This window comes from Pseudomonas sp. TH06 (assembly GCF_016651305.1).
GTDB lineage: Bacteria > Pseudomonadota > Gammaproteobacteria > Pseudomonadales > Pseudomonadaceae > Aquipseudomonas.
The window spans coordinates 171,221-192,575 of sequence record NZ_JAEKEC010000003.1; the positions used below are offsets into that span (position 1 = coordinate 171,221).

General features: G+C 60.6%; 19 protein-coding genes. 13 read left to right on the top strand and 6 right to left on the bottom strand.

Features of this window, described 5'->3' with window-relative positions; translation table 11 throughout:
- Positions 1-157: 157 nt before the first annotated feature.
- The 8 genes from JFT86_RS25590 (at position 158) to JFT86_RS25625 (ending at position 8,995) form a co-directional block, all read left to right on the top strand.
- The gene (locus JFT86_RS25590) at positions 158-1,087 is read left to right on the top strand and encodes an amidohydrolase family protein (RefSeq protein WP_103303314.1); all 930 of its coding nucleotides are present in this window, start codon (positions 158-160) and stop codon (positions 1,085-1,087) included.
- Between the two features lie 4 nt (positions 1,088-1,091).
- Positions 1,092-1,997 (top strand): amidohydrolase family protein, encoded by a 906-nt coding sequence (locus JFT86_RS25595; RefSeq protein WP_064390555.1) that lies wholly within the window; start codon positions 1,092-1,094, stop codon positions 1,995-1,997.
- Between the two features lie 311 nt (positions 1,998-2,308).
- On the top strand, positions 2,309-3,694 hold the full coding sequence (locus JFT86_RS25600) for a UbiD family decarboxylase (RefSeq protein ID WP_201238937.1): 1,386 nt from the start codon (positions 2,309-2,311) through the stop codon (positions 3,692-3,694).
- Between the two features lie 11 nt (positions 3,695-3,705).
- Positions 3,706-4,350 carry a UbiX family flavin prenyltransferase gene (locus JFT86_RS25605; RefSeq protein WP_207197627.1) on the top strand — a complete coding sequence of 215 codons (645 nt, stop codon included), beginning with the start codon at positions 3,706-3,708 and terminating at the stop codon, positions 4,348-4,350.
- A gap of 123 nt (positions 4,351-4,473) precedes the next feature.
- Positions 4,474-5,517 carry a GTP-binding protein gene (locus JFT86_RS25610; protein ID WP_201238939.1) on the top strand — a complete coding sequence of 348 codons (1,044 nt, stop codon included), beginning with the start codon at positions 4,474-4,476 and terminating at the stop codon, positions 5,515-5,517.
- A gap of 311 nt (positions 5,518-5,828) precedes the next feature.
- Positions 5,829-7,184 (top strand): nucleobase:cation symporter-2 family protein, encoded by a 1,356-nt coding sequence (locus tag JFT86_RS25615; RefSeq protein ID WP_201238940.1) that lies wholly within the window; start codon positions 5,829-5,831, stop codon positions 7,182-7,184.
- Positions 7,185-7,197: 13 nt separating this feature from the next.
- On the top strand, positions 7,198-8,586 hold the full coding sequence (locus tag JFT86_RS25620) for an amidohydrolase family protein (protein ID WP_201238941.1): 1,389 nt from the start codon (positions 7,198-7,200) through the stop codon (positions 8,584-8,586).
- A gap of 217 nt (positions 8,587-8,803) precedes the next feature.
- Positions 8,804-8,995 carry a hypothetical protein gene (locus JFT86_RS25625; protein WP_201238942.1) on the top strand — a complete coding sequence of 64 codons (192 nt, stop codon included), beginning with the start codon at positions 8,804-8,806 and terminating at the stop codon, positions 8,993-8,995.
- A gap of 119 nt (positions 8,996-9,114) precedes the next feature.
- Here JFT86_RS25625 and JFT86_RS25630 read toward each other — a convergent pair whose 3' ends face one another.
- The 3 genes from JFT86_RS25630 to JFT86_RS25640 all read right to left on the bottom strand — a co-directional run bounded on the left by JFT86_RS25630 (position 9,115) and on the right by JFT86_RS25640 (position 11,561).
- Positions 9,115-9,750, bottom strand: a complete 636-nt coding sequence (locus tag JFT86_RS25630; RefSeq protein WP_201233814.1) for a PQQ-binding-like beta-propeller repeat protein — start codon at positions 9,748-9,750, stop codon at positions 9,115-9,117.
- 31 nt (positions 9,751-9,781) lie between these two features.
- On the bottom strand, positions 9,782-10,993 hold the full coding sequence (locus JFT86_RS25635; RefSeq protein WP_201233815.1) for a helix-turn-helix domain-containing protein: 1,212 nt from the start codon (positions 10,991-10,993) through the stop codon (positions 9,782-9,784).
- A 121-nt stretch (positions 10,994-11,114) separates the two neighbouring features.
- Positions 11,115-11,561, bottom strand: coding sequence for an NUDIX hydrolase (locus JFT86_RS25640; RefSeq protein ID WP_201233816.1), 447 nt, complete (start codon positions 11,559-11,561; stop codon positions 11,115-11,117).
- Between the two features lie 507 nt (positions 11,562-12,068).
- On the opposite strand from JFT86_RS25640, the gene JFT86_RS25645 reads away from it, so the two are divergent.
- Positions 12,069-12,497, top strand: coding sequence for a nuclear transport factor 2 family protein (locus tag JFT86_RS25645; RefSeq protein ID WP_201238943.1), 429 nt, complete (start codon positions 12,069-12,071; stop codon positions 12,495-12,497).
- 164 nt (positions 12,498-12,661) lie between these two features.
- On the opposite strand, the gene mqo is transcribed toward JFT86_RS25645, so the two are convergent.
- On the bottom strand, positions 12,662-14,308 hold the full coding sequence (gene mqo, locus JFT86_RS25650; protein ID WP_201238944.1) for a malate dehydrogenase (quinone): 1,647 nt from the start codon (positions 14,306-14,308) through the stop codon (positions 12,662-12,664).
- Positions 14,309-14,830: 522 nt separating this feature from the next.
- On the opposite strand from mqo, the gene JFT86_RS25655 reads away from it, so the two are divergent.
- The gene (locus JFT86_RS25655; protein ID WP_201238945.1) at positions 14,831-15,262 is read left to right on the top strand and encodes a nuclear transport factor 2 family protein; all 432 of its coding nucleotides are present in this window, start codon (positions 14,831-14,833) and stop codon (positions 15,260-15,262) included.
- Between the two features lie 170 nt (positions 15,263-15,432).
- Here JFT86_RS25655 and JFT86_RS25660 read toward each other — a convergent pair whose 3' ends face one another.
- Complete coding sequence (locus JFT86_RS25660; protein WP_201233817.1) at positions 15,433-17,046, bottom strand: methyl-accepting chemotaxis protein; 1,614 nt, start codon at positions 17,044-17,046, stop codon at positions 15,433-15,435.
- Between the two features lie 245 nt (positions 17,047-17,291).
- Here JFT86_RS25660 and sodC point away from each other — a divergent pair, with 245 nt between their 5' ends.
- The 3 genes from sodC to JFT86_RS25675 all read left to right on the top strand — a co-directional run bounded on the left by sodC (position 17,292) and on the right by JFT86_RS25675 (position 18,750).
- Positions 17,292-17,813 (top strand): superoxide dismutase family protein, encoded by a 522-nt coding sequence (sodC, locus tag JFT86_RS25665; RefSeq protein ID WP_201233818.1) that lies wholly within the window; start codon positions 17,292-17,294, stop codon positions 17,811-17,813.
- Between the two features lie 140 nt (positions 17,814-17,953).
- Positions 17,954-18,268 (top strand): DUF2388 domain-containing protein, encoded by a 315-nt coding sequence (locus JFT86_RS25670; protein WP_103303299.1) that lies wholly within the window; start codon positions 17,954-17,956, stop codon positions 18,266-18,268.
- 80 nt (positions 18,269-18,348) lie between these two features.
- Positions 18,349-18,750, top strand: coding sequence for a hypothetical protein (locus JFT86_RS25675; RefSeq protein WP_201238946.1), 402 nt, complete (start codon positions 18,349-18,351; stop codon positions 18,748-18,750).
- On the opposite strand, the gene ligD is transcribed toward JFT86_RS25675, so the two are convergent.
- Entirely contained in the window at positions 18,751-21,351 is a 2,601-nt protein-coding gene (ligD, locus tag JFT86_RS25680) for a DNA ligase D (protein WP_201238947.1), read from the bottom strand.
- Between the last annotated feature and the right edge of the window lie 4 nt (positions 21,352-21,355).

Below are 21,355 nucleotides of genomic sequence, written 5' to 3' on the forward strand. Positions count from 1 at the left end.
CCTCTCCCAATACTCGCCCCCAGCAGCCACCCACCCGGGCCGGATGCAACCAGGCGAGGGAATGCGCGTGTCCAGCGCATAGAAATGGCCGATTGCCCGGGACGTGGATGCCGAGAGCCGCAAGGCTCCCTTCCCCGCTATCAGGAGATCGACTTCAATGATCATCGATATCAGTTGCTATCCCACCGACCTGGTGGACCTCGCCTGGAGGCATGACGGTGACCCGTTCACCGGCGAGCGTCTGCTGGAGATGATGGATGGCCCGTACATGGTCAACGGCAAGCCTCGCCGCATCGACAAAGCCTTCATCCAGCCGCCGCAGGGCAACACGATTTACACCTGGACCGACGGCGAACTCTCGGGCCGCGAATCCATCGACGCGTACATGGCCTACACCCTGAAAATGGTCCAGACCTACCCGGACCGGTTCATCGGCTGCTTCGTCTACAACCCGCGCTGCGGTGTGCAGAACGGCGTCGAAGCGATCGAACGCTACGTCAAGGAGCATGGCTTCGGCATGGTGCAGATGCAGGCCAACATGCACGCCTACCGTCCCGATCGCGCACTCGACTGGGTGCGGCCGTGCTTCGAGAAATGCGCCGAGCTGGGCATCCCGGTCAAGCTGCACACTGGCGACGGGCCGTACAGCATCCCGTCGGAATGGGTGCCGATGATCAAGGAATTCCCCAACGTCAATTTCATCATGGCCCACTTCGGCGTGCAGACCGGCGGTGTCTACGTGTTCGAACCGATGCAATGGGCGATGGAGTTGCCCAACGTCTATTGCGAATCCGGCTGGTGCCTGCAATCGCGGATCGTCGAATTCGCCAAAGTCTTGCCGACGCACAAGATCCTCTTCGGCACCGACACCCCGCCGAACGAACCGGGCATGTGGCTGCGCCTGCTCGAAGTGCTCTGCCACGAACCGCCACAGGGCCTGAACCTCGACGAGGACACCCTCGAAGATTATTTGGGCAACAACACCGCACGGATGATCGGCCTCGAACCGACACCGCCGCCGCGTTCCGTTTCCGAAGCAGAGGCGCAACTCAAGCGCCCCGTCACCACTCAACTGGCCAGGAGCTGAACCGATGATTATCGACACCCATCTGCACCCCACCAATCTGGTCGACGAGGCCTGGCGCCACACCGGCGAACCGTTCACCGGCGAGCGCATGCTCAAGTTGATGGACGGCCCATACATGATCAACGGCAAACCGCGCCGCATCGACATGGGCTTCATTCAGCCGCCACCGGGCAACACCGGTTACCGCGACGGCAACCGCCGGGGCCGCGAAGGCGTACGTGACTACATGTCGTACATCGCCGAACTCTGCGTGAAATACCCGGACCGCTTCATCGGCAACTTCAACTTCAACCCGCGCTGGGGACCGGAAAACGGTGCGGCGGAGCTGGAATTCCACATCAAGGAATACGGCTTCAAGATGCTCAAGCTGCACGCCAACATGCACGGCTATCGTCCGGATCGGGCACTCGACTGGCTGCGGCCGGCGATGAAAGTCTGCGCCAAATACAACATCGTCGTGCTGATCCACACCGGTGACGGCCCCTACACGATTCCGACGATGTTCTACCCGATCATCCGCGAGTTCCCGATGGTCAATTTCATCATCGGCCACTTCGGCATCCAGACCGGCGGCAACTACTCGTTCGAGGCGTTCTGGATGGCCATGGACACGCCGAACGTGTACTGCGAATCGGGCTGGTGCTTCCAGTCGCGGATCGTCGAGTTCGCCAAGGAACTGCCGCGCAACAAGATCGTGTTCGGCACCGATTCGCCACCGAATGAGCCGGGGATGTGGCTGCGCGAACTGGAGGTGTTGTGCTCACCGGCACCGCAGGGGTTGGGCATTGATGAGGATCACCTCGAAGACTACCTGGGCAATAACATCGCCCGGTTGTGCGGGATCGAACCGACACCACCGCCGAAGGATCTGGCGGAGGCGGATATTCGCCTGACCACCACGTACTTGTAGCTACACACAACCCAATGTGGGAATGGAGTTTCCTGTGGTGAGGGGATTTATCCCCGATGGGCTGCGAAGCGGCCCCAAAACCTGCGACCGCGTTGTATCAGGCAGACCGCGTTTATCGGTTTTAGGACTGCTTCGCAGCCCATCGGGGATAAATCCCCTCGCCACAAGGGATCTTCAGCGTTTCAAGTGAGCAACACAGCGACTTTACAGGCACGAAGATGACCCGGCGTTTCGCTCGACCGGCAGGCCAACGGCTGCTTGATCGAACGCTGCTCTCACCCCTGCGTGCCTGCTTTTTACGAGGTGACATCATGACCCGTTCGACGCTCGGCGATTCCCAGGACTTTCACGACTTCATCGACGCCTATCGCCGTGAGTTTCCGGACGATGTGCTGACCATCACCCAGACACTTTCCGCCGATCAGGACGTCACCGCCCTGGTCGATGCCCTCGCCGCTCAGGGCCGCGATCCGTTGTTGATCTGCGAAAACGTCGGCAACCTCGGCGTGCCGGTGGCGACCAACCTGTTTGCCTCCCGCACTCGCATCGCCCGACTGTTCGGCGTCACCCCGGCGCAACTGCACGAAACCTTCCAGACCCGCGCCAATCAGCCGATCCCGCCGCGTTATGTGGACACCGGCCCGATCCTCGACGAAGTCTTCGAAGGCGAAGCGCTGGACCTCGCGCTGCTGCCGATGCTCAAGCATTTCGACAGTGATCGCGGCCCGTACATCACTAACGCGATCATCATTGCCGAGGACCCGCTCACCGGCATCGCCAACATGAGCTATCACCGCTCGATGCGCCATGCCCGTCAGGCCCTCGCCACCAGCCTGCACTCACGCGGCCACCTGTGGCGGATGCTGCAGACCGCCCGCGAACGCGGCGAAGAACTGCGCGTGGCGATGGTGGTGGGTGCGCACCCATTGTTTATGCTCGCGGCGGCTGCGCGTTTGCCTTATGGCGCCGATGAACGTGCCGTGGCTGGCGGACTGTTCGGCGCGCCGCTGGAACTGGTGAAAACCCCACGCTACGGCATCGGTGTCCCGGCCTACGCCGAGTTTGTTCTGGAAGGCGCCATCGATCCGGCGGCCTACGCCGAGGAAGGTCCGTTTGGTGAATTCAGCGGCTACTCCTCGGATCGTTCGACCAACAACGTGCTGCGCGTCGACACCCTGTTAAAACGCAAAGATGCCTGGCTGGTCGACGTGATGGGCGGCCGCTACGCCGAACACCTGACACTCGCCCGCCTGCCCCGTGAGGCGGAAATGAGCGAGAAGCTCAAGGCGCGTTTCCCCGCCGTCACCGCCGTGCATTACCCGAACTCCGGTACGCATTTTCATTGCTACGTGGCGCTGGATCAGAGCCGCGACGGCGAGGCGCGACAGATCATGCTGGCGCTGCTCGGCTGGGATCCGTATCTGAAAACCGTGATCGCGGTGGACAGCGATATCGACATCAGCGATGACAGCCAGGTGCTGTGGGCACTGGCTACGCATTTCCAGCCGCATATGGATATTTTCACCATTGATGGATTGCCGGGCAGTCCGCTTGATCCTTCGTCCTCGGTCAATGGCACCACCTCACGCATGGGCCTCGACGCCACACGCGGTTCGGGTTTTGACGGGATCAAGGCGCAGCTCAATCAGGAAGTACTGGAGCGAGCGCGGGTTTTGCTCAAAGGTCTGGAATCGTGAACCGGCAGCGGATGGTCGTCGGCATCAGCGGCGCGTCCGGCTTCATTTACGGCGTGCGCCTGCTGCAATTGCTCAATGAGCTGAACATCGAAAGCCACCTGATCATCAGTCGCGCCGCGCTGCTGACCATGGCCCACGAAACCGACTACAGACTGACCGACGTCACCGCGCTGGCCAGCCATTACCACCGCGCCGATGACGTCGCCGCCGGGATTGCCAGCGGTTCGTTTCGCTGCCTCGGGATGGTGGTTGCGCCGTGTTCGATGCGCACCCTGGCGGAGATTGCCACGGGCACTTCGTCAGGGCTGATCGGACGCGCCGCTGACGTCACTCTCAAAGAACGCCGCACGCTGGTGCTGATGGCTCGCGAGACGCCACTGACCCTCGCCCACCTGCGCAACATGACCGCCGTCACCGAAATGGGCGGCATCATCGCCCCGCCGGTGCCGGCCTTCTACGCTCGCCCGGAAAATCTTGCGCAAATGGTCGACCACAGCCTCGGACGCGTGCTCGACCTGTTCGGCCTAGATGCCGGCGTCGCCATGCGCTGGCGAGAACACCCAGAACCCACTGAGGGAATAAATGCCTGTGGCGAGGGGATTCATCCCCGATCGAGTGCGCAGCAGTCGCAAATGCAGCAAACCCATTCGACCTGAAACACCGCAATCGCAGGTTTTGGGGCCGCTTCGCGCCCCATCGGGGATAAATCCCCTCGCCACACCGAATCCACTGAATCAGCTCATTCATCGTGCACCGGTAAATCATCAAGGAGCCTCACCATGAACACGCCATTCAACGCCCCCACCCCGAACACCAAAATCCCGGTAACCATCCTCACCGGCTTCTTCGGTGCCGGCAAAACCACCCTGCTCAACTACATACTCAAAGAAAACCACGGCCGCAAAATCGCCGTGATCGAAAACGAATTCGGCGAGGTCGGCATCGACGGGGACCTGGTGCTCAGTTCCGAAACCGAAGAAATCTACGAGATGGTCAATGGCTGCGTGTGCTGCACCGCCGAGGTTCGCGAAGACCTGGTGCGCATCGTCCGCGAACTGGTGGCACGCCCGGTGCGCCTCGATCACATCCTCATCGAAACCAGCGGCCTGGCCGATCCGTACCCGGTGGCGCAGAGCTTTTTCATCAATGACCCGATTGCCGAGGAAGTCGAACTCGACGCCATCGTGACCATGGTCGACGCCAAGCACATCGCCCAGCATCTGGAAGATCTGCAACTCGACGGCGTCGACAATCAGGCGGTGGATCAGATTGTCTGCGCCGACCGCATCGTTATCAACAAGGTCGATCTGGTCAGCCCTGAAGAAGTGGAAACCCTGCGCGGCAAGATCCGTGGTTTGAATGCCACGGCGGAGCTGGTGACCTCGACCCATGCGCAAATCGACCTGAGCAAGATCCTCGGCATCGGCGCGTTCGAGTGCACGCAAAAGCTCATGGAAATCGGCGCGGAACAGCACGATCACGACGGCCATGACCATCACGTTGACGAGCCTGATCACGAACACGATCCCAGCGTGTCCTCGGTGGGCATCGCCGTGGACGAAGCGGTCAACCTGATGGCGTTCCACCGCTGGATCAGCGAGCTGCGCTCATCCCAGGCCGACAACCTCTATCGCATGAAAGGCGTGCTGGCGGTGGCCAACGAAGACCAACGCTATGTGCTGCAAGGCGTGCACAGCCTGGTGGAGTTCCGCGCCTCGACCGCGTGGGGCAGCGAGCCGCGCTCAAGCAAGATCGTGTTCATCGGCCGCGACCTGGACCGCGCGGCCCTGAACCAGGGCTTCGCCGCCTGCCTGGCAGGCTGAACAAGGCATCGGAGCCGGTGGATGGCGGTTCCGGGCACGAATGACTGATGCCACAACGATCCAGCAACTGTGGTGTGAACTCTGTGGCGAGGGGATTTATCCCCGATCGGCTGCGAAGCAGTCGCAAACCCTGTGAATACGGTGTGGTCGAGATACCGCGGTCTCAGGTTTTGGGGGTGCTTCGCGCCCCATCGGGGATAAATCCCCTCACCACAAAGCCAGCTCCCACAGGGATCTTTGGTGTTCCCAAGTCCGAGGCATCAGACGAATACCCCTCTCAACCGCATAAAAACAGCCAGAGGTGTTTCCCCATGTCGTCAGCCACTCCCTCCTCCGCCGTTCACCCCGTCGACCGGATTCTGCCGGTGCGACAGATGCTCACCCTCGGCCTGCAACACATGGCCGTCTCATACATCGGCGCCATCGCCGTGCCGTTGATTGTCGCCAGTGCCTTGAAAATGTCCCACGCCGACACCGTGGTGCTGATCAGTACCACGTTGTTCTGCTCCGGCATTGCCACCCTCCTGCAAACCGTCGGCTTCTGGAAGTTCGGTGTACGCCTGCCGATTCTGCAAGGCGTGGCGTTCAGCAGTGTCGGCCCGGTGATCGCCATCGGCAGCAACCCCGATGTCGGTTTCGCCGGGGTCTGCGGGGCGGTGATCGGCGCGGGCATCTTTACCATGTTGATGGCGCCGTTCGTGGGCCGATTGCGGCGATTCTTCCCGCCCGTGGTGACCGGTTGCATCGTCACCGTGATCGGTCTGCAACTGTTCCCGATTGCCTATGAGTGGGTCGGTGGCGGTCGCAACGCCAGCAACTTCGGTGCGCCGGCGTTCCTCGGCGTGGCGGTGGTGGTGTTGCTGACCATTCTGCTGGTCAACCGCTATGGCAGCCCTTTGCTGCGCAACATGGCGGTGCTGATCGGCATGCTGATCGGCGCCGGTCTCGCCTACAGCCTGGGCATGGGCAACTTTCACAGCGTCGAAGAAGCGCCATGGCTGACCGTGCCCTACCCGTTCTATTTTGGCGTGCCGACCTTCAGCCTGATCCCCATCGCGACCATGGTGGTGGTGATGATCGTGCAGATGGTCGAGTCGATGGGGTTGTTCGTGGCCATCGGCGACATCGTCGAAAAACCGGTGGAAGACAAACAGGTGATCAACGGCCTGCGCGCCAACGGACTGGCCAGCACCATCGCCGGAATGTTCGCTGCGTTCCCGTTTATTGCCTTCATGGAAAACGTCGGCCTGGTGATCCTCACCGGCGTGCGCAGTCGCTGGGTGGTCGCGGTCAGCGGCTTGCTGATGTGCTCGATTGCGCTGGTGCCGAAGGCCGGGGCGATCATCGCCTCGATGCCGACTGCCGCGCTGGGCGGCGCCGGGATCGCCATGTTCGGCGTGGTCGCGGCGGCAGGGATTCAGACCCTTGCCAAGGTCGATTACGAGCGCAATCGCTACAACGTGCTGATCGTCGGTTTCACCATCGCCGCCGCGCTGGTGCCGGTGCTCGCGCCGACCCTGTTCAAACAATTACCCGAGTGGTCGCAGCCGTTCCTGCACAGCAGCGTGGTCATCGCCTGCCTGGTGTCGGTGCTGCTCAACGCCGCGCTGAATGGCGTCAGCGTGCCCGAAACCACCGCCAGCAAATCTGCCTCGCACATCCTTTAGTTTGGAGCTGCCCATGACTCAACTTCAGAACATCCTGATCAAGAATCCAGTCGCAGTGATGACCGGCCTGCGCGGTCCGCGCGCCCGGGCCGGTGCCGTGGACATCCGCGTGGTCAACGGGCGTATCGCCGAAATGGCCGCCGACCTTGCGGCGCAACCCGGCGAGCGGGTGATCGATGCGCGCCATTGCGTGGTTTACCCGGGCTGGATCAACACCCACCATCACCTGTTCCAGAACCTGCTCAAAGCCGTGCCCGAAGGTCTCAATCAGGACCTGCAGGGTTGGCTGGCGAGCGTGCCCTACCCACGTCTTAATCGCTTCACGCCACAACTGGCGCGGATCGCCGCGCGGTTGGGCATGGTCGAACTGCTGCTGTCCGGCGTGACTACTTGCGCCGATCACCACTACCTCTACCACGCCCACGGCAGCACCGAGACCGGCGATTTGCTGTTCGATCTGGCTGATGAATTCGGCCTGCGTTTCGTGCTCTGTCGGGGTGGTGCGCTGGAGTCAGCGAGCGCACATCCGGGCTTCTCGAAAACCGCGCTGCAACCGGAAAGTCTCGAGCAGATGGTCGGCGACATCGAACGGCTGAAATCGCGGTATCACCAGGACACCCCGGATGCGCTGCGCCGCGTGGTGGTCGCCCCAACCACGCCAACCTTCTCGCTGCCGCCCACCCTGCTGCGCGAACTGGCGCACACCGCGCGCGGCCTCGGCTTGCGTTTGCACACGCACTTGTCCGAGACGCAGAACTACGTGAACTTCTGCCGGGAAAAGTACAACTGCCTGCCGGTGGAGTTTGTCGCCGAACACGAATGGCTCGGCCCCGACGTCTGGTTTGCTCACGCCGTGCACCTGCAACCGAGTGAAATCCGCATGCTTGCCCAGACTGGCACCGGCATCGCCCACTGCCCGGTGAGCAACGCACGACTGGGCAGCGGCGTCGCGCCCGTGCCGCAAATGTACGAGGCCGGCGTGCCGATCTCCCTGGGCGTCGACGGCGTGGCCTCCAACGAGTCCGGGAGCATGGTCGGCGAAGCCAACACCGCGTGGCTGATCCACCGCGCCGAACAAGGCGCCTCGGCGACTACCGCGGAAGACGTCATCCACTGGGGCACAGCGGGCGGCGCGCAGGTGTTGGGACTCGGCGCCGTCGGCACGCTGGAGGTTGGCCAGGCGGCCGATCTGGTGATCTACAGCCTCGACCATCCAAGGTTCTACGGTTTCCACGACAGCGCCGTCGCCCCGGTGGTGGCGGGCGAACCGATCACGGTGAAATACAGTTTGGTCGGCGGTCGAGTCGTCGTCGATAACGGCATGATTCCGGGCCTGGACATCGAACGCATGCGCGCCGAAGCGTGGGAAGGCGTGCAGGAGTTGATGGACATCGACGACTGACCCAAACCCACCAAAAAACCCCTGTAGGAGTGAGCCTGCTCGCGATAGTGGTCTTTCATTCACATCAGCTCTGCCTGATACACCGCTATCGCGAGCAGGCTCACTCCTACAGGGGATTGCGGTGCATTCGCATACCGACAGTTTGTCGTCTAAGGTTTACAGCTCATCGGATTGAGCCCCTGCCCGCAACACCGGGCTCTTGATCAAGGAGAGACTGATGACGTCCCGCCGCAACATCGAACAGACCTACCGCACCTGGTCCAGCCCGATCCTGCTGGAACTGAAAAAACGTGAACACCAAATGGCGCCGATCGAGCGTCAGGCGCTTGAAAATGTCCTGGTGGAAAGAAGGTTGCTGGACCTCGGCAACCCGGATGGCGTTGAACGTCGTCGCAACAGCGGTGGCTGACACTGCGCTTTCGCGAGCAGGCTCGCTCCCACAGGGTTTTGGGTAACTCACAAAGCTCGTGTTCACCCGCAATCACTGTGGCAGCGAGCCTGCTCGTGAAGAGGCCAGTGCCGTCACCCTCACGACTTGGGCCGACGCACCGCCCTCACACGCCCACTGTCGCCGCCACCGCAATAGAAGCGATCCGCACCGTCCGCCTCCAGCCCGGAAACACCTTGTCCCACTGGCATTGTCAGCGCTTCGAGGACTTCGCCGTCCTGCGGATCGATCCGCCGCAATTCACTTTCATCCGCCTCCCAGGTGCCATGCCACAACGCGCCATCCACCCAGGTCACGCCGGTGACGAAGCGGTTTGACTCCAGCGTGCGCAGGATCTTGCCGGTGTCCGGATCGATCTGATGAATCTTGCGCTCGCGATACTGACCGACCCATAACGAGCCATCCGCCCAAGCCATGCCTGAGTCGCCGCCATCGCCCGGCGCCGGGATGGTGTGGAGGACGCGCCCCGTGGCTGGGTCGATTTTGTGGATGCGGCGGTCGGCAATCTGGTACAGGTGCTGGCCGTCGAAAGCGGTGCCGCCGTCGGCGTTGACCTTGATCGTGCGCACGGTTTCGCCACTGGCCGGGTCCAGTGCATTGAGCTGGCCGTCGCTGGCGAACCAGACCTGCCGGCCATCGAACGTCACGCCGTGAATGCCTTTGATGTCATCAAACGGGCCGTACTCGCGAAGGATTTCTGCGTTTGCATGTTTCATGTGGGCTTCCTCGTGGATGTGTGAGTCCAGCCTAGCCATTGCCCAGCGACACCGGGAGTAACAAGATCGTCGCGAAACCCGGCATTGGTGGAGTCAGCCAGCGCCGCGCCCGACCGACACCGAACGCCTGCACCTTGTCCGCCCGCGCCAGAGCCTCCAACGCCCGCTGTACCTGACGCTGACTGTTGCCCAAGGCCAGCGCCAACGCCGAACTCGACCAGGCCTCGCCATCCGCAAGCAAGGCCAGCAACGCCGCGTATTTGTCCTCGACCGGCAGTGTCAGCAACGCGACATCCTCGGCCACCAGCGCAAAGCCCCTTGGCGTCGCGTTGATGTTCGCCAGCGGTGCGAGCGTCGCACGCAACCGGCCAATTTCGACGCGCAAGCGGGCACGGTGTGATTCATCCGTGAGGGGCAAACGAAAGGCTTGGGCGAACAGCGTTTCGCGCGCCACATCGCCCGGCCAGGCCAGCGCGAGTAAACGTGCGAGATTGAAAAGCACCGGCCGTGTGGTCAGCGCCACCGTTATGCCGGCACCGCGCACGCTATAGCGGCAGGCATCGACGATCAGTGTCGACGACGTGAACAAGGCTTCAACCTGCGCCAGATTCACCGCTTGCGCCTCACCGGCAACGATCAACCGCGCTGCCGGCGCGGCAAGCATGTGTCTGGCGTGATCGACCTCGGCGCTCAGTGCAGCGATCCCGGCCTGTTGCGCCGCAGCCTGCGCCCGAGCCAGCGCCGCACCGGCCTTATGCGCCTGAACCCGACGCACGGCGATCCCGGCAGCGATCAATTCATGTGCGGTACGCAGCGCGGGCGGCAACGGCGCCGGGTCAGTCTCACCCAGCAATGTTTCGGCCGCATCCAGTTCGCCGATCAACAGCAACCGGCGAATCTGCAAATAGCGCGCGTGCGCCGCATTCACGCCGTCACCGTGCGCCTGCAACACCCGCCGCGCCGCCTCCAGTGCCTTCACCGGCCAGCCCAGATCCCGCGCCGCCAGTGCCACTTCGGCCTCGGCGACCACACAACGTGCTCGCGACAACGGCTCATTGCTGCCGAACGCCTTCACCGCCCGTTGCAACAGCGCTTTGGCGCGACGCAGATCACCGAGCTGAGCCATGGCAATTGCGCGCAACGCCAACGCCGGCGGGTCTTCACGCAGGGCGACGTAGTTCAACGCGCCCAGCGGATCGCCGGCGGACAGCGCTCTGCCAGCGGCATTGATCAGCGAATCCATGGACCATTATTCCCCGACGACTGAATCGTCAGCTGAGTCTAATACCTGGAATGACGGTCGACGTCGCAACACATTTGATGGGGAGGCGGAAAACCTACAAAGGCGAGCGCTGCGCTGACTCTCAGGCCAGCAACCCGACGCTCTTGAGCAAATCGTGCAAACCCTTCGGCACCAATGGCGCCTGCTCGCTGAAACTTGAACTGTCATGCCAGCGCGCAGTAAAGGCAGCACCGTCGCTTTCATGTCCAATCATTTGCGCATGCGTGTACACGCTGGAGTCGGCAAACGTCGCGTCGTAGACCTGGACGATCTCGTGCCCGGGTTTGCCGTTATAGATGAACAGGCTTTCGAGTGTGCCGAGCAGGCGCAAATCCGTCATGGACAGGCCCAACTCCTCTTGCACTTCGCGCACGATTGCTTCGGCGCTGGTCTCGCCGAATTCGATACCGCCACCGAGTGGACGAAAGCAGGTTTGCTGGCTGACCGGGTCACGAAATTCGTTGACCAGAATTTTGCTGTGATGATGAAAAACGCAAAGTGCGAGGGCGCGGATCCGTTGTTCGGCCATGGGTGAAGTCCGTTTCGAGGTGTGAAAGCGCGGCATTTAAACACGATTCGCACCGCACACCCCGGACATCATCTTGTGGCCATATCTCAGACCGGAGAAATTGTCGCGAGCAAGCCAATCAGAATGGTCAGTGCCAGAAAGCCACCCAGGAAAATCGCCATTTTGTTCATGTTGCTCTCCTCATGCTTAGCTTGCGGTGCACTGGACACTTCGGAATGAAGGATTGTCGTGAGTGACCGAACTGCCGGGGGCATTTTGATCCTGCATCTGAACCGATGACAGAGGCAGATTGAAACGAAAAAAGCGTATCAGATGAAATCTGATCTGTAGGAGCTGCGGCACGCTGCGATCTTTTGATCCTGGTTCTCAGAAGCAAAGTCAAAAGATCGCAGCGTGCCGCAGCTCCTACAGGGAGGGGCAATAAGGTGATATCAGGGAGCGACATTAAGGTTGCCCTGACAGCGCTTTGATCTAGAGTCGAAGAACAACAAAAATCCAGAGGTGCAAATGACTGATCTGAACCTGCAGCCCAACGTCGCCGAATCCCTGAAACGCTGGCACGAAATGATCCGTACCGGCGACTTGAACGCCCTGCCCGCGCTGCTGGATGCCAACGCCGTGTTCCGTTCGCCAATGGCACACACGCCGTACCCTGGCGCCCCGGTGGTTTCGATGATTCTCAACACGGTGTTCGGGGTGTTTGAAGATTTCAAATATCACCGTGAACTGGCGACTGCCGATGGCTTGAATGTGATTCTGGAGTTCAGTGCCAAGGTGGGTTCGAAGGAGCTCAAAGGCATCGACATGATTCGTTTCGACGAGAGCGGCAAGATTGTCGAATTCGAAGTGATGGTGCGTCCCCTCAGCGGACTGCAAGCCCTGGGCGAAGAGATGGGCCGGCGCCTCGGTGCCTATCTGGCGAAAACAAAAGCCTGACCCTCCCCCAATCTCGTGTAGGAGCTGCCGCAGGCTGCGATCTTTTGATCTTATAAAAACAAGATCAAAAGATCGCAGCCTGCGGCAGCTCCTACAGGGGTGGGGCCACAAAAAAGCCCACTGACCGTCGCCGGTTCAGTGGGCTTTGTGCGTCAGGCGTCTAGTTACAGCGCCATGTCACGTGCAGCGTTTTCCTTCGGAGCTTCTGCTTTTTCAGCAGCAGGTGCAGTCGGAGCAGCCGCCTGACCGATCACTGGAGGTGTCGGCAGTTCGAGGATCTTGGCGGTGTAAGCCCACTCTGCAGCCACTTTGGCTGGATCGCTGTTCAGCTGAGTGCCGTAGCTTGGAACGATCTGGTGCAGCTTGGCTTGCCATTCCGGGGTAGCGACTTTGTCTTTGAAGACTTTCTGCAGCACGCTCAGCATGATCGGAGCAGCGGTCGACGCGCCTGGCGATGCGCCCAGCAGGCCGGCGATGGAGCCGTCTTGTGCAGCAACGATTTCGGTGCCCAGTTTCAGCACGCCGCCAGCGGCTTCATCACGCTTGATGATTTGCACGCGTTGGCCGGCTTGCCACAGGCGCCAGTCTTCGGCTTTGGCGTTCGGGAAGTATTCCTTCAGCGCGTTCATGCGGTCGTCATCCGACAGCATCAGTTGGCCAGCCAGGTACTCGACCAGCGGGTATTCCTTAATGCCGACCTTGGTCATAGGCCAGATGTTGTGGGTGGTGGTGCTGGTCAGCAGGTCCAGGTACGAGCCTTCTTTGAGGAACTTGGTGCTGAAGGTCGCGAATGGGCCAAACAGGATAACGCGCTTGCCGTCCAGAACACGGGTGTCCAGGTGCGGAACCGACATCGGCGGTGCGCCAACCGACGCTTTACCGTAGGCCTTGGCCAGGTGCTGCTCGGCGATGGCCGGGTTATCGGTCACCAGGAACGAGCCGCCTACCGGGAAGCCAGCGTATTCCTTGGCTTCAGGAATGCCCGACTTTTGCAGCAGATGCAGTGCACCGCCACCCGCGCCGATGAACACGAACTTGGCGTCGGTTTCGGTTTTGGTGCCGTCTTTCAGGTTTTTGTAGCTGACGCGCCAGGTGCCGTCTTCGTTCTTGGTGATGTCCTGCACTTCGCTGGACAGTTTCAAGTCGAAATTAGGCTTGGTCTGCAGGTAACCGGCGAACTGGCGGGTGATTTCGCCGAAGTTCATGTCGGTACCCAGCGGGCTCCAGGTGGCCGCGATTTTCTGGTTCGGGTCACGCCCTTCCATCATCAGCGGGACCCACTTCTTGATCACAGCCGGGTCTTCGGAGTACTGCATGCCGGCGAACAGCGGGCTCGCTTGCAGGGCTTCGTAGCGCTTTTTCAGGAACTTGATGTTGTCATCGCCCCACACGAAGCTCATGTGCGGAGTGGTGTTGATGAACGAGCGAGGGTTCTTCAGAACACCTTGCTGAACCTGCCAGGCCCAGAATTGACGGGAGACCTGGAACGCTTCGTTGATCTCGACAGCTTTCGGGATCGTGACGTTGCCTTTGTCGTCTTCCGGGGTGTAGTTCAGCTCGGCCAGTGCCGAGTGACCGGTACCGGCGTTGTTCCAGCCGTTGGAGCTTTCGAGGGCGACGCCGTCGAGGCGCTCGACCATTTCCATCGACCAGCTTGGCTCCAGCTCATTGATCCACACACCCAGGGTGGTGCTCATGATGCCGCCGCCGATCAGCAGGACGTCGACTTTCTTTGCTTCGTCAGCATTGGCGGACGACATCCCCATCGCCAAAGCCAGACCCAGCAAGGCTGTGTTCACTTTTTTAAACATCTGTTGCACCTATGATAAAACGCCTTCCGCCCGCCGCTGTTGTGCGTGTGTGGCCCCTCTGTTGCGACGCTCAGGCTAGCGTCGCGGGTTCCGGCACACTTCAATTTTGACGGGTGGGCACACAAGGCCGACGTACCGCATCGACCTCAGTTAATGTCCCTTCTGAACTGACTTCTTATCATTATTGGCTTCAGCTACTTGAGCGACAGGGATTCCGTCGGCCCGCCGAAAAGGCAAGCAAACTGAATAAGGTCAAACCAAGTTGGCGCGAAGAATATCACGTCAGGGCAAACCCGCGCGTCTGTTCCCGACTTGAGAGTCTTTTTCCGCTCAGGGACTTATCGGCCGCCAAGCGCCGAACATGATCCTGAGGCAGATTCTTGCCGAGACCTCTGTGCCGTTACCGAACGAAGTGGCGCCGTTGTGTAATCCAGGATGAATCTGCTAGGTTGTACGATGACTGATGATTTCATGCTTTTGGATTGGTCAGTCATCCATCCAATAACAACAAAGGAAATACCCATGACCCAGACCCGACTTCTGATCGGTTTTCTCTGCGCCTTCAGCGGCTACGCCATGGCCGCCCCCGCTCCTACACAAAACGATGTTGCCCAGGCAGTCGATCATCTGACTCAGGCGATGTTGCACAAGGACATTCCCGAACTGAATGCCCTGACCGCCGACAACCTCACCTACGGCCACTCCAGCGGCAAGATTCAGAACAAGAAAGAGTTCATCGCCGATATCGAAACGGGCAAGAGCGCGTTCAAGACGCTGGAAATGCAGAACCAGAGCATCACCTTGTCCGGCGATACTGCACTGGTGCGCCATCACTTCTCAGCACAGGCGTTGAAAGGGACCGAAGTGGTGCCGACGGAGATCGAGAACTTTCAGATCTGGCAGAAACAGGACGGGAAGTGGTTACTGGTGGGGCGGCAGGCGTTCAAGTTCTGACGGGGTAAAACTCATCTTTTATATGTTGTGAACGTATTGTGTTTACACCACAGCCCATGTGGGAGCTGGCTTTTCAGCGATAGCGGTGTGTCAGTCAACATCAATATTGAATGTACCGACCTCATCGCTGGCAAGCCACACACACTGGGCTGTGGTGTTCGCAGCAACACTCACAACCGAAACCGATCCACCGATTGCGCCAACTGCCCCGCCAGACTCGACAACTCATCTGTCGTATTCGCCGTCTGGCCGATTACCCGGCTATTGCCCTCGGACATCCCGGCAATCATTTCCACCTGATGGGCGATCTCGTTGCTGGCATGGCTCTGCTCGCCGATGGTGCGGGTAATGTCATTGACCAGTTGTGTAGTGCTCAACGTCGCGTCGAGGATCTCGCGAATCGCCCGTTCGACGTCAGCCGTTACCGCCATGCCCTTGTCGACCTGCGCCACGCCCGCCTCCATGCTGCTTACCGCCTCGCGAGTGCTGTACTGAATGCGCGCGACCATCGCGGCGATTTCCTGAGTGGACGCACTGGTTCGCGCAGCCAGGCTGCGCACTTCGTCCGCCACCACCGCAAAGCCCCGACCCTGCTCACCGGCTCGAGCGGCCTCGATGGCGGCGTTGAGCGCCAACAGGTTGGTCTGGTCGGCAATGCTTTTGATCACCTGAATGATGTTGAAGATCGCTTCGGATTCCTGGTCCAGCGTGCGGATCACCTGCGCCGACTGTTGTGCCGAGCGCGCGATATCGTCCATATCGCTGACCACTTGATGGATCACCTGCCCGCCATTCTTCGCCAATGACTCGGCCTGATTGGCCATGCCCAAGGCGCGCTCGGCGTGGCGGGTGATTTCCTCGATGCTCGCAGTCATCTGGCTCGCGGCTGCGGCCATGGTCCCGGCGGCGACGCTTTGCTGCTGGCTGCTGTCGGCGACCTGATGGCAGCCGTGGCTCAACTGTTCGCTCATGCCGCTGACGCCGTGGGCGTTACGGCGCACTACGTCGATCATGTCGCGCAAGTCCCGCTGCATGGTCGCCAGGGTCCGAATCAGGCTGCTGGCCTCGTCCTTGCCGGACGGCTCGGCGATAGGCTCGCTGAGGTTGCCGTGGGCGATGCTTTCGGCGATTCGACTGGCCGTTTTCAACGGGCCGAGGATGCTCAGCATCACCCAGCGCCCCTGCGCCAGTAGCAACAGCAGACTGGCGATCAACACCACAGCGAGGGCGAGATTGGCATTGTGGATTGCCGTTTCGGTGCCTTCGCTGGTCTGCCGGGTATTGGTTTCGATCAGCTCGCTTAGCGCCGCCATCTGCGTTTCGAGCTGACTGAACGCGGTGTTGAACGTAGCGAGTTCCTGCTGCGCCGCCTCCGGGTTGTCGAGTGCCAGCCCGACAATCCGCTCACCGGCATTGATGTACGTGTCGAGGCTCGGCTTGATCTGCTCCAGCGCCGTGCGCAGGGTCGGGTTGATGGGCAGCTTGAGGTTGTCGTCGAGGACCTCGCGGAAATGCCCGGCGTGCTCGTTGATCGAATCGCGCACTTCGGCCGCCGTCCCGGTACTTTTGCCCAACCCCACCAGCATCGCCGAGTAGACATCGGCGCGCAGGGCATCGTGCATCATGTCGGCTTCCATGTGGTTGCGCAGCGCGCTCATGCTGACCGCGTTGTCGTTGACCGCTGAGGCCATGTGCGCATTGCCGATGTAACTGACCACCGCCATGATCAGCGCTGTCAGCAGGCCGGTAACAATCAGCAACACTAAACGCAGTTTGATCGACACCTTGAAAATCCTCCCCGGGCTCGCAGTTAAACCTGTCAGACCTTGAGTTAAGCCTATTTGCGCCGATCTGCCGCGCCAGAGCGTGTCAGCGAATGTCCACGCAGGGAGACAGCGCCGGCAAAACTTTCGGATTGTGCGACGAGTCTCACTTTGCAACACCGCGGATCGCGCCTTCATCGCCTGTTAATGGGCAAAGGTTATTGAGTCGGTCCTTCTGAAAACTCCTGCAGCACAAGGAAACGCTTATGAAACGCGCACTCTGGTTGGGACTACTCGGCACCTTCGCTATCGGCACCGCTCAGGCGGCAAGCGAAAAAGTCGCCATCAATCTGGTCAGCGCCGAGGGTGCACCGCAGGCGATTGGTGCGGTGACCATCACTGAGACACCGTATGGCCTGCTGTTTACCCCCGAGCTGAAATCCCTGCCGGCCGGCGTGCATGGTTTTCATGTCCATGAAAACGGCAGTTGCGAGCCCGGTATGAAGGACGGCGTCAAAGGCGCGGCACTCGCGGCCGGTGGCCATTTCGATCCGCAGAAAACCGGCAAGCACCTCGGTCCCTACGCTGATGGCCATCTGGGCGATTTGCCGGCGGTTTACGTGACGGCTGACGGCGTCGCCAACTATCCGGTGCTGGCGCCGCGCCTGAAGAAAATTTCCGAGATCAAGGGGCATGCACTGATGATCCATGCCGGCGGCGATAACCATGCCGACATGCCCAAACCCCTCGGCGGTGGCGGCGAGCGCATGGCCTGCGGCGTGATCTGACCGTCCCGCAGCTAACCGGGCAGCCCGCAACGGTGCTGCCCGCGTCTCTCTTAAAACTCCCACGGAACTCCCGCCCCGCGCGCACCTCTCACATTATGTAGTACTTCCCTTTTGCTTCGCGCTTGTGGAGGAATACCGTCATGCGCAAGTTAGTGCTCGTTTCTTCTTTACTCTTATGCCTGCCCGTCGGTTCGGCGCTGGCCCGCGTCGATGCGGGTGATGTCGCCACCTCGGCGGGTGTCTCCGCGTCGCTGTACTCGACCTTCAAGGATCACAAAATGGTGATTCCGGCCCGTGACGACTTGTCTGCATTCGTCGCCAGTGGCGGGGCCATTCGTGGGGTTTATCTTGAGTCGGTGCTGCAACAGGTTCGCCAGGAAAACCCTGGCATCAACGCCAGCGATGAAGACCTCGCCAACGCAATTCTGGTGCATTACGAAGGTCTGAATCAGTAGCTGTCAGAGGCGCAGCGGCCGATGGACGGCTGCTGACGGCACATAGGCAAAAATGTCCGACGGCCTCTATGATGGAGGCCATGACGACTTCTGCGCCATTGCGCTCACCCTGCCCGCCCGGCGCCTGCAATTGCGGGCGCGATCCGCTGCTGGAGAATCCCGGCGCGGATCTGCGCATCCTGCGTCTGACGCGCGAGGAAGAAAAACGCCTGCTCGCACGCCTGGAGATGCTCAAGGATCTGGCCGACCTCAAGCACCTGCAACAACGGATGTTTGAACAACTGGGCATTCGCGTCGATATCGCTCCCGGTTTCAATGAAGTGCGCACGATGCGCGGCATTGCCATTCAGATCGAAGAGTTGCCGGGGCTGTGCCGCAAGACGCGTCAGGCGATTCCCGCAGCGATTCGCCGGGGCCTGGAAAACCACCCGGAAATCGCTTTCGAACTGCTCAACGCCCACGACTTGCTGCGCGATACCTGATCACTTTTTCATGCCGACCCGTTTGCGCATTTCAGCGGTAATGCTCTGGCGGGTTTTCTTCATGTCCGCCCATGGCTCGTCACCGACTTCCGCCAGCCGCTCATGCACGTTATGGATGTTCCACTGATTGCCGCCCTTGATCTCGGCCACTTCTTCCCGGAACAACGGCACCGACACCGGCAAACCTTCACGGGTGCGTGCGGCATACGCGCAAATGGTCGTCGCGCCGAGGCCATTGCGCAGATAGTCGATGAAGATTCGCCCGACGCGGTTTTTCGGCCCCGACACCGCCGAAAATCGATCCGGCAGCAGTTTGGCCATATGACTGACAATCGCATGGCTGAAGTCCTTGACCTCATCCCAGCCGAGCTTGCGGGTCAACGGCACCACCAAGTGAATGCCCTTACCGCCACTGGTTTTGAGAAACGCCTTGAGCCCCAGTTCATCCAGCACCGTGAGGGTCAGCGCAGTGGCTTCGACCATGCTTTTCCATGGCAGCGCCGGATCCGGGTCGAGGTCGAGGACGAAGCGATCAGGCTTGTCGAGGTCAACCGTGGTGGCGTTCCAGGTGTGCAGTTCGACGGTGCTCATCTGTACCGCGCCGATCAGCGCTTCGGCGTTGTTGATCAGCATCACCGGTTGCCCGGTGACGTCTTTGTCCAGCGTGGTGATGCCGGGAATGGCCAGACGTTCGGCGTTCTTCTGGAAGAACAGTTCGCCGGCGATGCCGTCCGGCGCCCGCACCAACGCGACCGGGCGCTCCTTGAGTTGCGGCAGGATCCACTCGGCAACGCTGGCGTAGTATTCGGCCAGTTGCATTTTGGTCGTGCCGCTGACGGCGTCGATCACCCGATCGGGGTGAGTGATGCGCACTTTGCCGTTGGCCAGGCCGAGTTGCGATGGTGCGGTGTCCGCCGATTTTGACTGACTCGCAGCAGCTTTTTTCGGCGCTTTCTTCGCGGCGGTTTTGGTCTTTGAAGTCTTCACGGGTTTCGCTCGCTCCTCAGTGATGTCCTTGGCCGGTTTGTCATCGCGCAAACCATGGAACACCGCATGACGCACCGAGCCGTCCTTGGTCATTTCGGCGAACGCCACTTCTGCCAGCAGTTTCGGTTTGAGCCAATGCACGCCTTTGGCTTCGAATCCGTCCGGCGGATTGACCACAGCGGCCTTCTTCACCTGCAAGGGTTTGAGTTGCGCGAGGATGCTTTTCAGGGTTGTTTCATTAAAACCGGTGCCGACTTTGCCGGCATAACGCAACTCGCCGCTGTCACGATCATGCAGACCCAGCAGCAACGCGCCGAAGGCACTGCGTGAGCCCTTCGGATCGGTGTAGCCGACAATCACGAATTCCTGACGATGTTTGCACTTGAGCTTGATCCAGTCGCTGCTGCGCCGTGAAACGTACGGCGAGCCGAGGCGTTTGCCGATCAGGCCTTCCATCTGCATCTGACAGGCGCTGTTGAGCAGCGCATCCGGGGTTTCATCAAAGGCTTGGGAAAAGCGCAACAGCGGTTGCTCATGAGCACCGAGCACCGTTGATAGCGCTGCGCGGCGCTCCTCGACAGCGACTTCGCGCAAGTCGACGCCGTTGAGGTACGGCATGTCGAACAGGTAATAAAGGATGTTGGCACTGCTGCCGGAGTCGAAGGCATTTTGCAGTGCCTGAAAATCCGGCACGCCCTGTTCGTCGGCGACCACCATTTCACCGTCAAGCCACGCCGATTCAAGTCCCAGAGCGGCCAGCGCTTCTGCCTGTTTCGGCAACTTGTGCGTCCAGTCGTGACCGTTGCGGGTGAACAGCTGAACCTGATCACCGTCGATCCGCGCCATGATCCGGTAACCGTCAAACTTGATCTCGTAGCTCCAGTCGCCTTCCGGCGCGCTGTCGACCAGAGTCGCCAGTTGCGGTTTCAGTTGCGCGGGGATTTTCGCCTTGTGTGCGCCGGTCAGCGTGCCCGAAGCCTTTTTGCGTGGTTTGGCGGCAGGCTTGTCTATGGGCTTGACCTGCCTGGCGGCTAGCTTCGGTTTATCGACCAGGGTGCGCTCACTCAAAACGCTGTCCGGTTCGGCCACCAATACGTCGTAATCATCCTGAGCACGGGCGGCGCTGTCTTGATGCTTGATCAGGAACCAGTTCTCCTTCTTGCCCGGCATGTGCGTGCGCACCAGATTCCACACCCCGGCGAGTTTCTCGCCCTGCAATTCGAACTTGAGCTTGCCCTTGGCGTAGGCTTTTTGTGGATCTTCCAGCGGAATCCACACGCCCCGATCCCAGACAATCACATCCCCGGCGCCGTAATGCCCCTCAGGAATGCTGCCTTCGAACGTCGCGTAATCCAGTGGATGATCCTCGACATGCACTGCAAGACGCTTGACCTTGGGGTCGAGCGACGGCCCTTTCGGCACCGCCCAGCTCTTCAGCGCGCCATCAAGCTCCAGGCGAAAGTCGTAATGCAGGTGCGAAGCGTCGTGCTTCTGGATGCAGAACTGCAAGGCGTGATCCGCGGCGGTTTTCTTGCCCGCACGCTTGACAGCGGCCGGCTCCGACGTCGCCGAGAAATCGCGCATGCGGTTGTAGTCGTCGAGGTTTCTGCTCATGGCG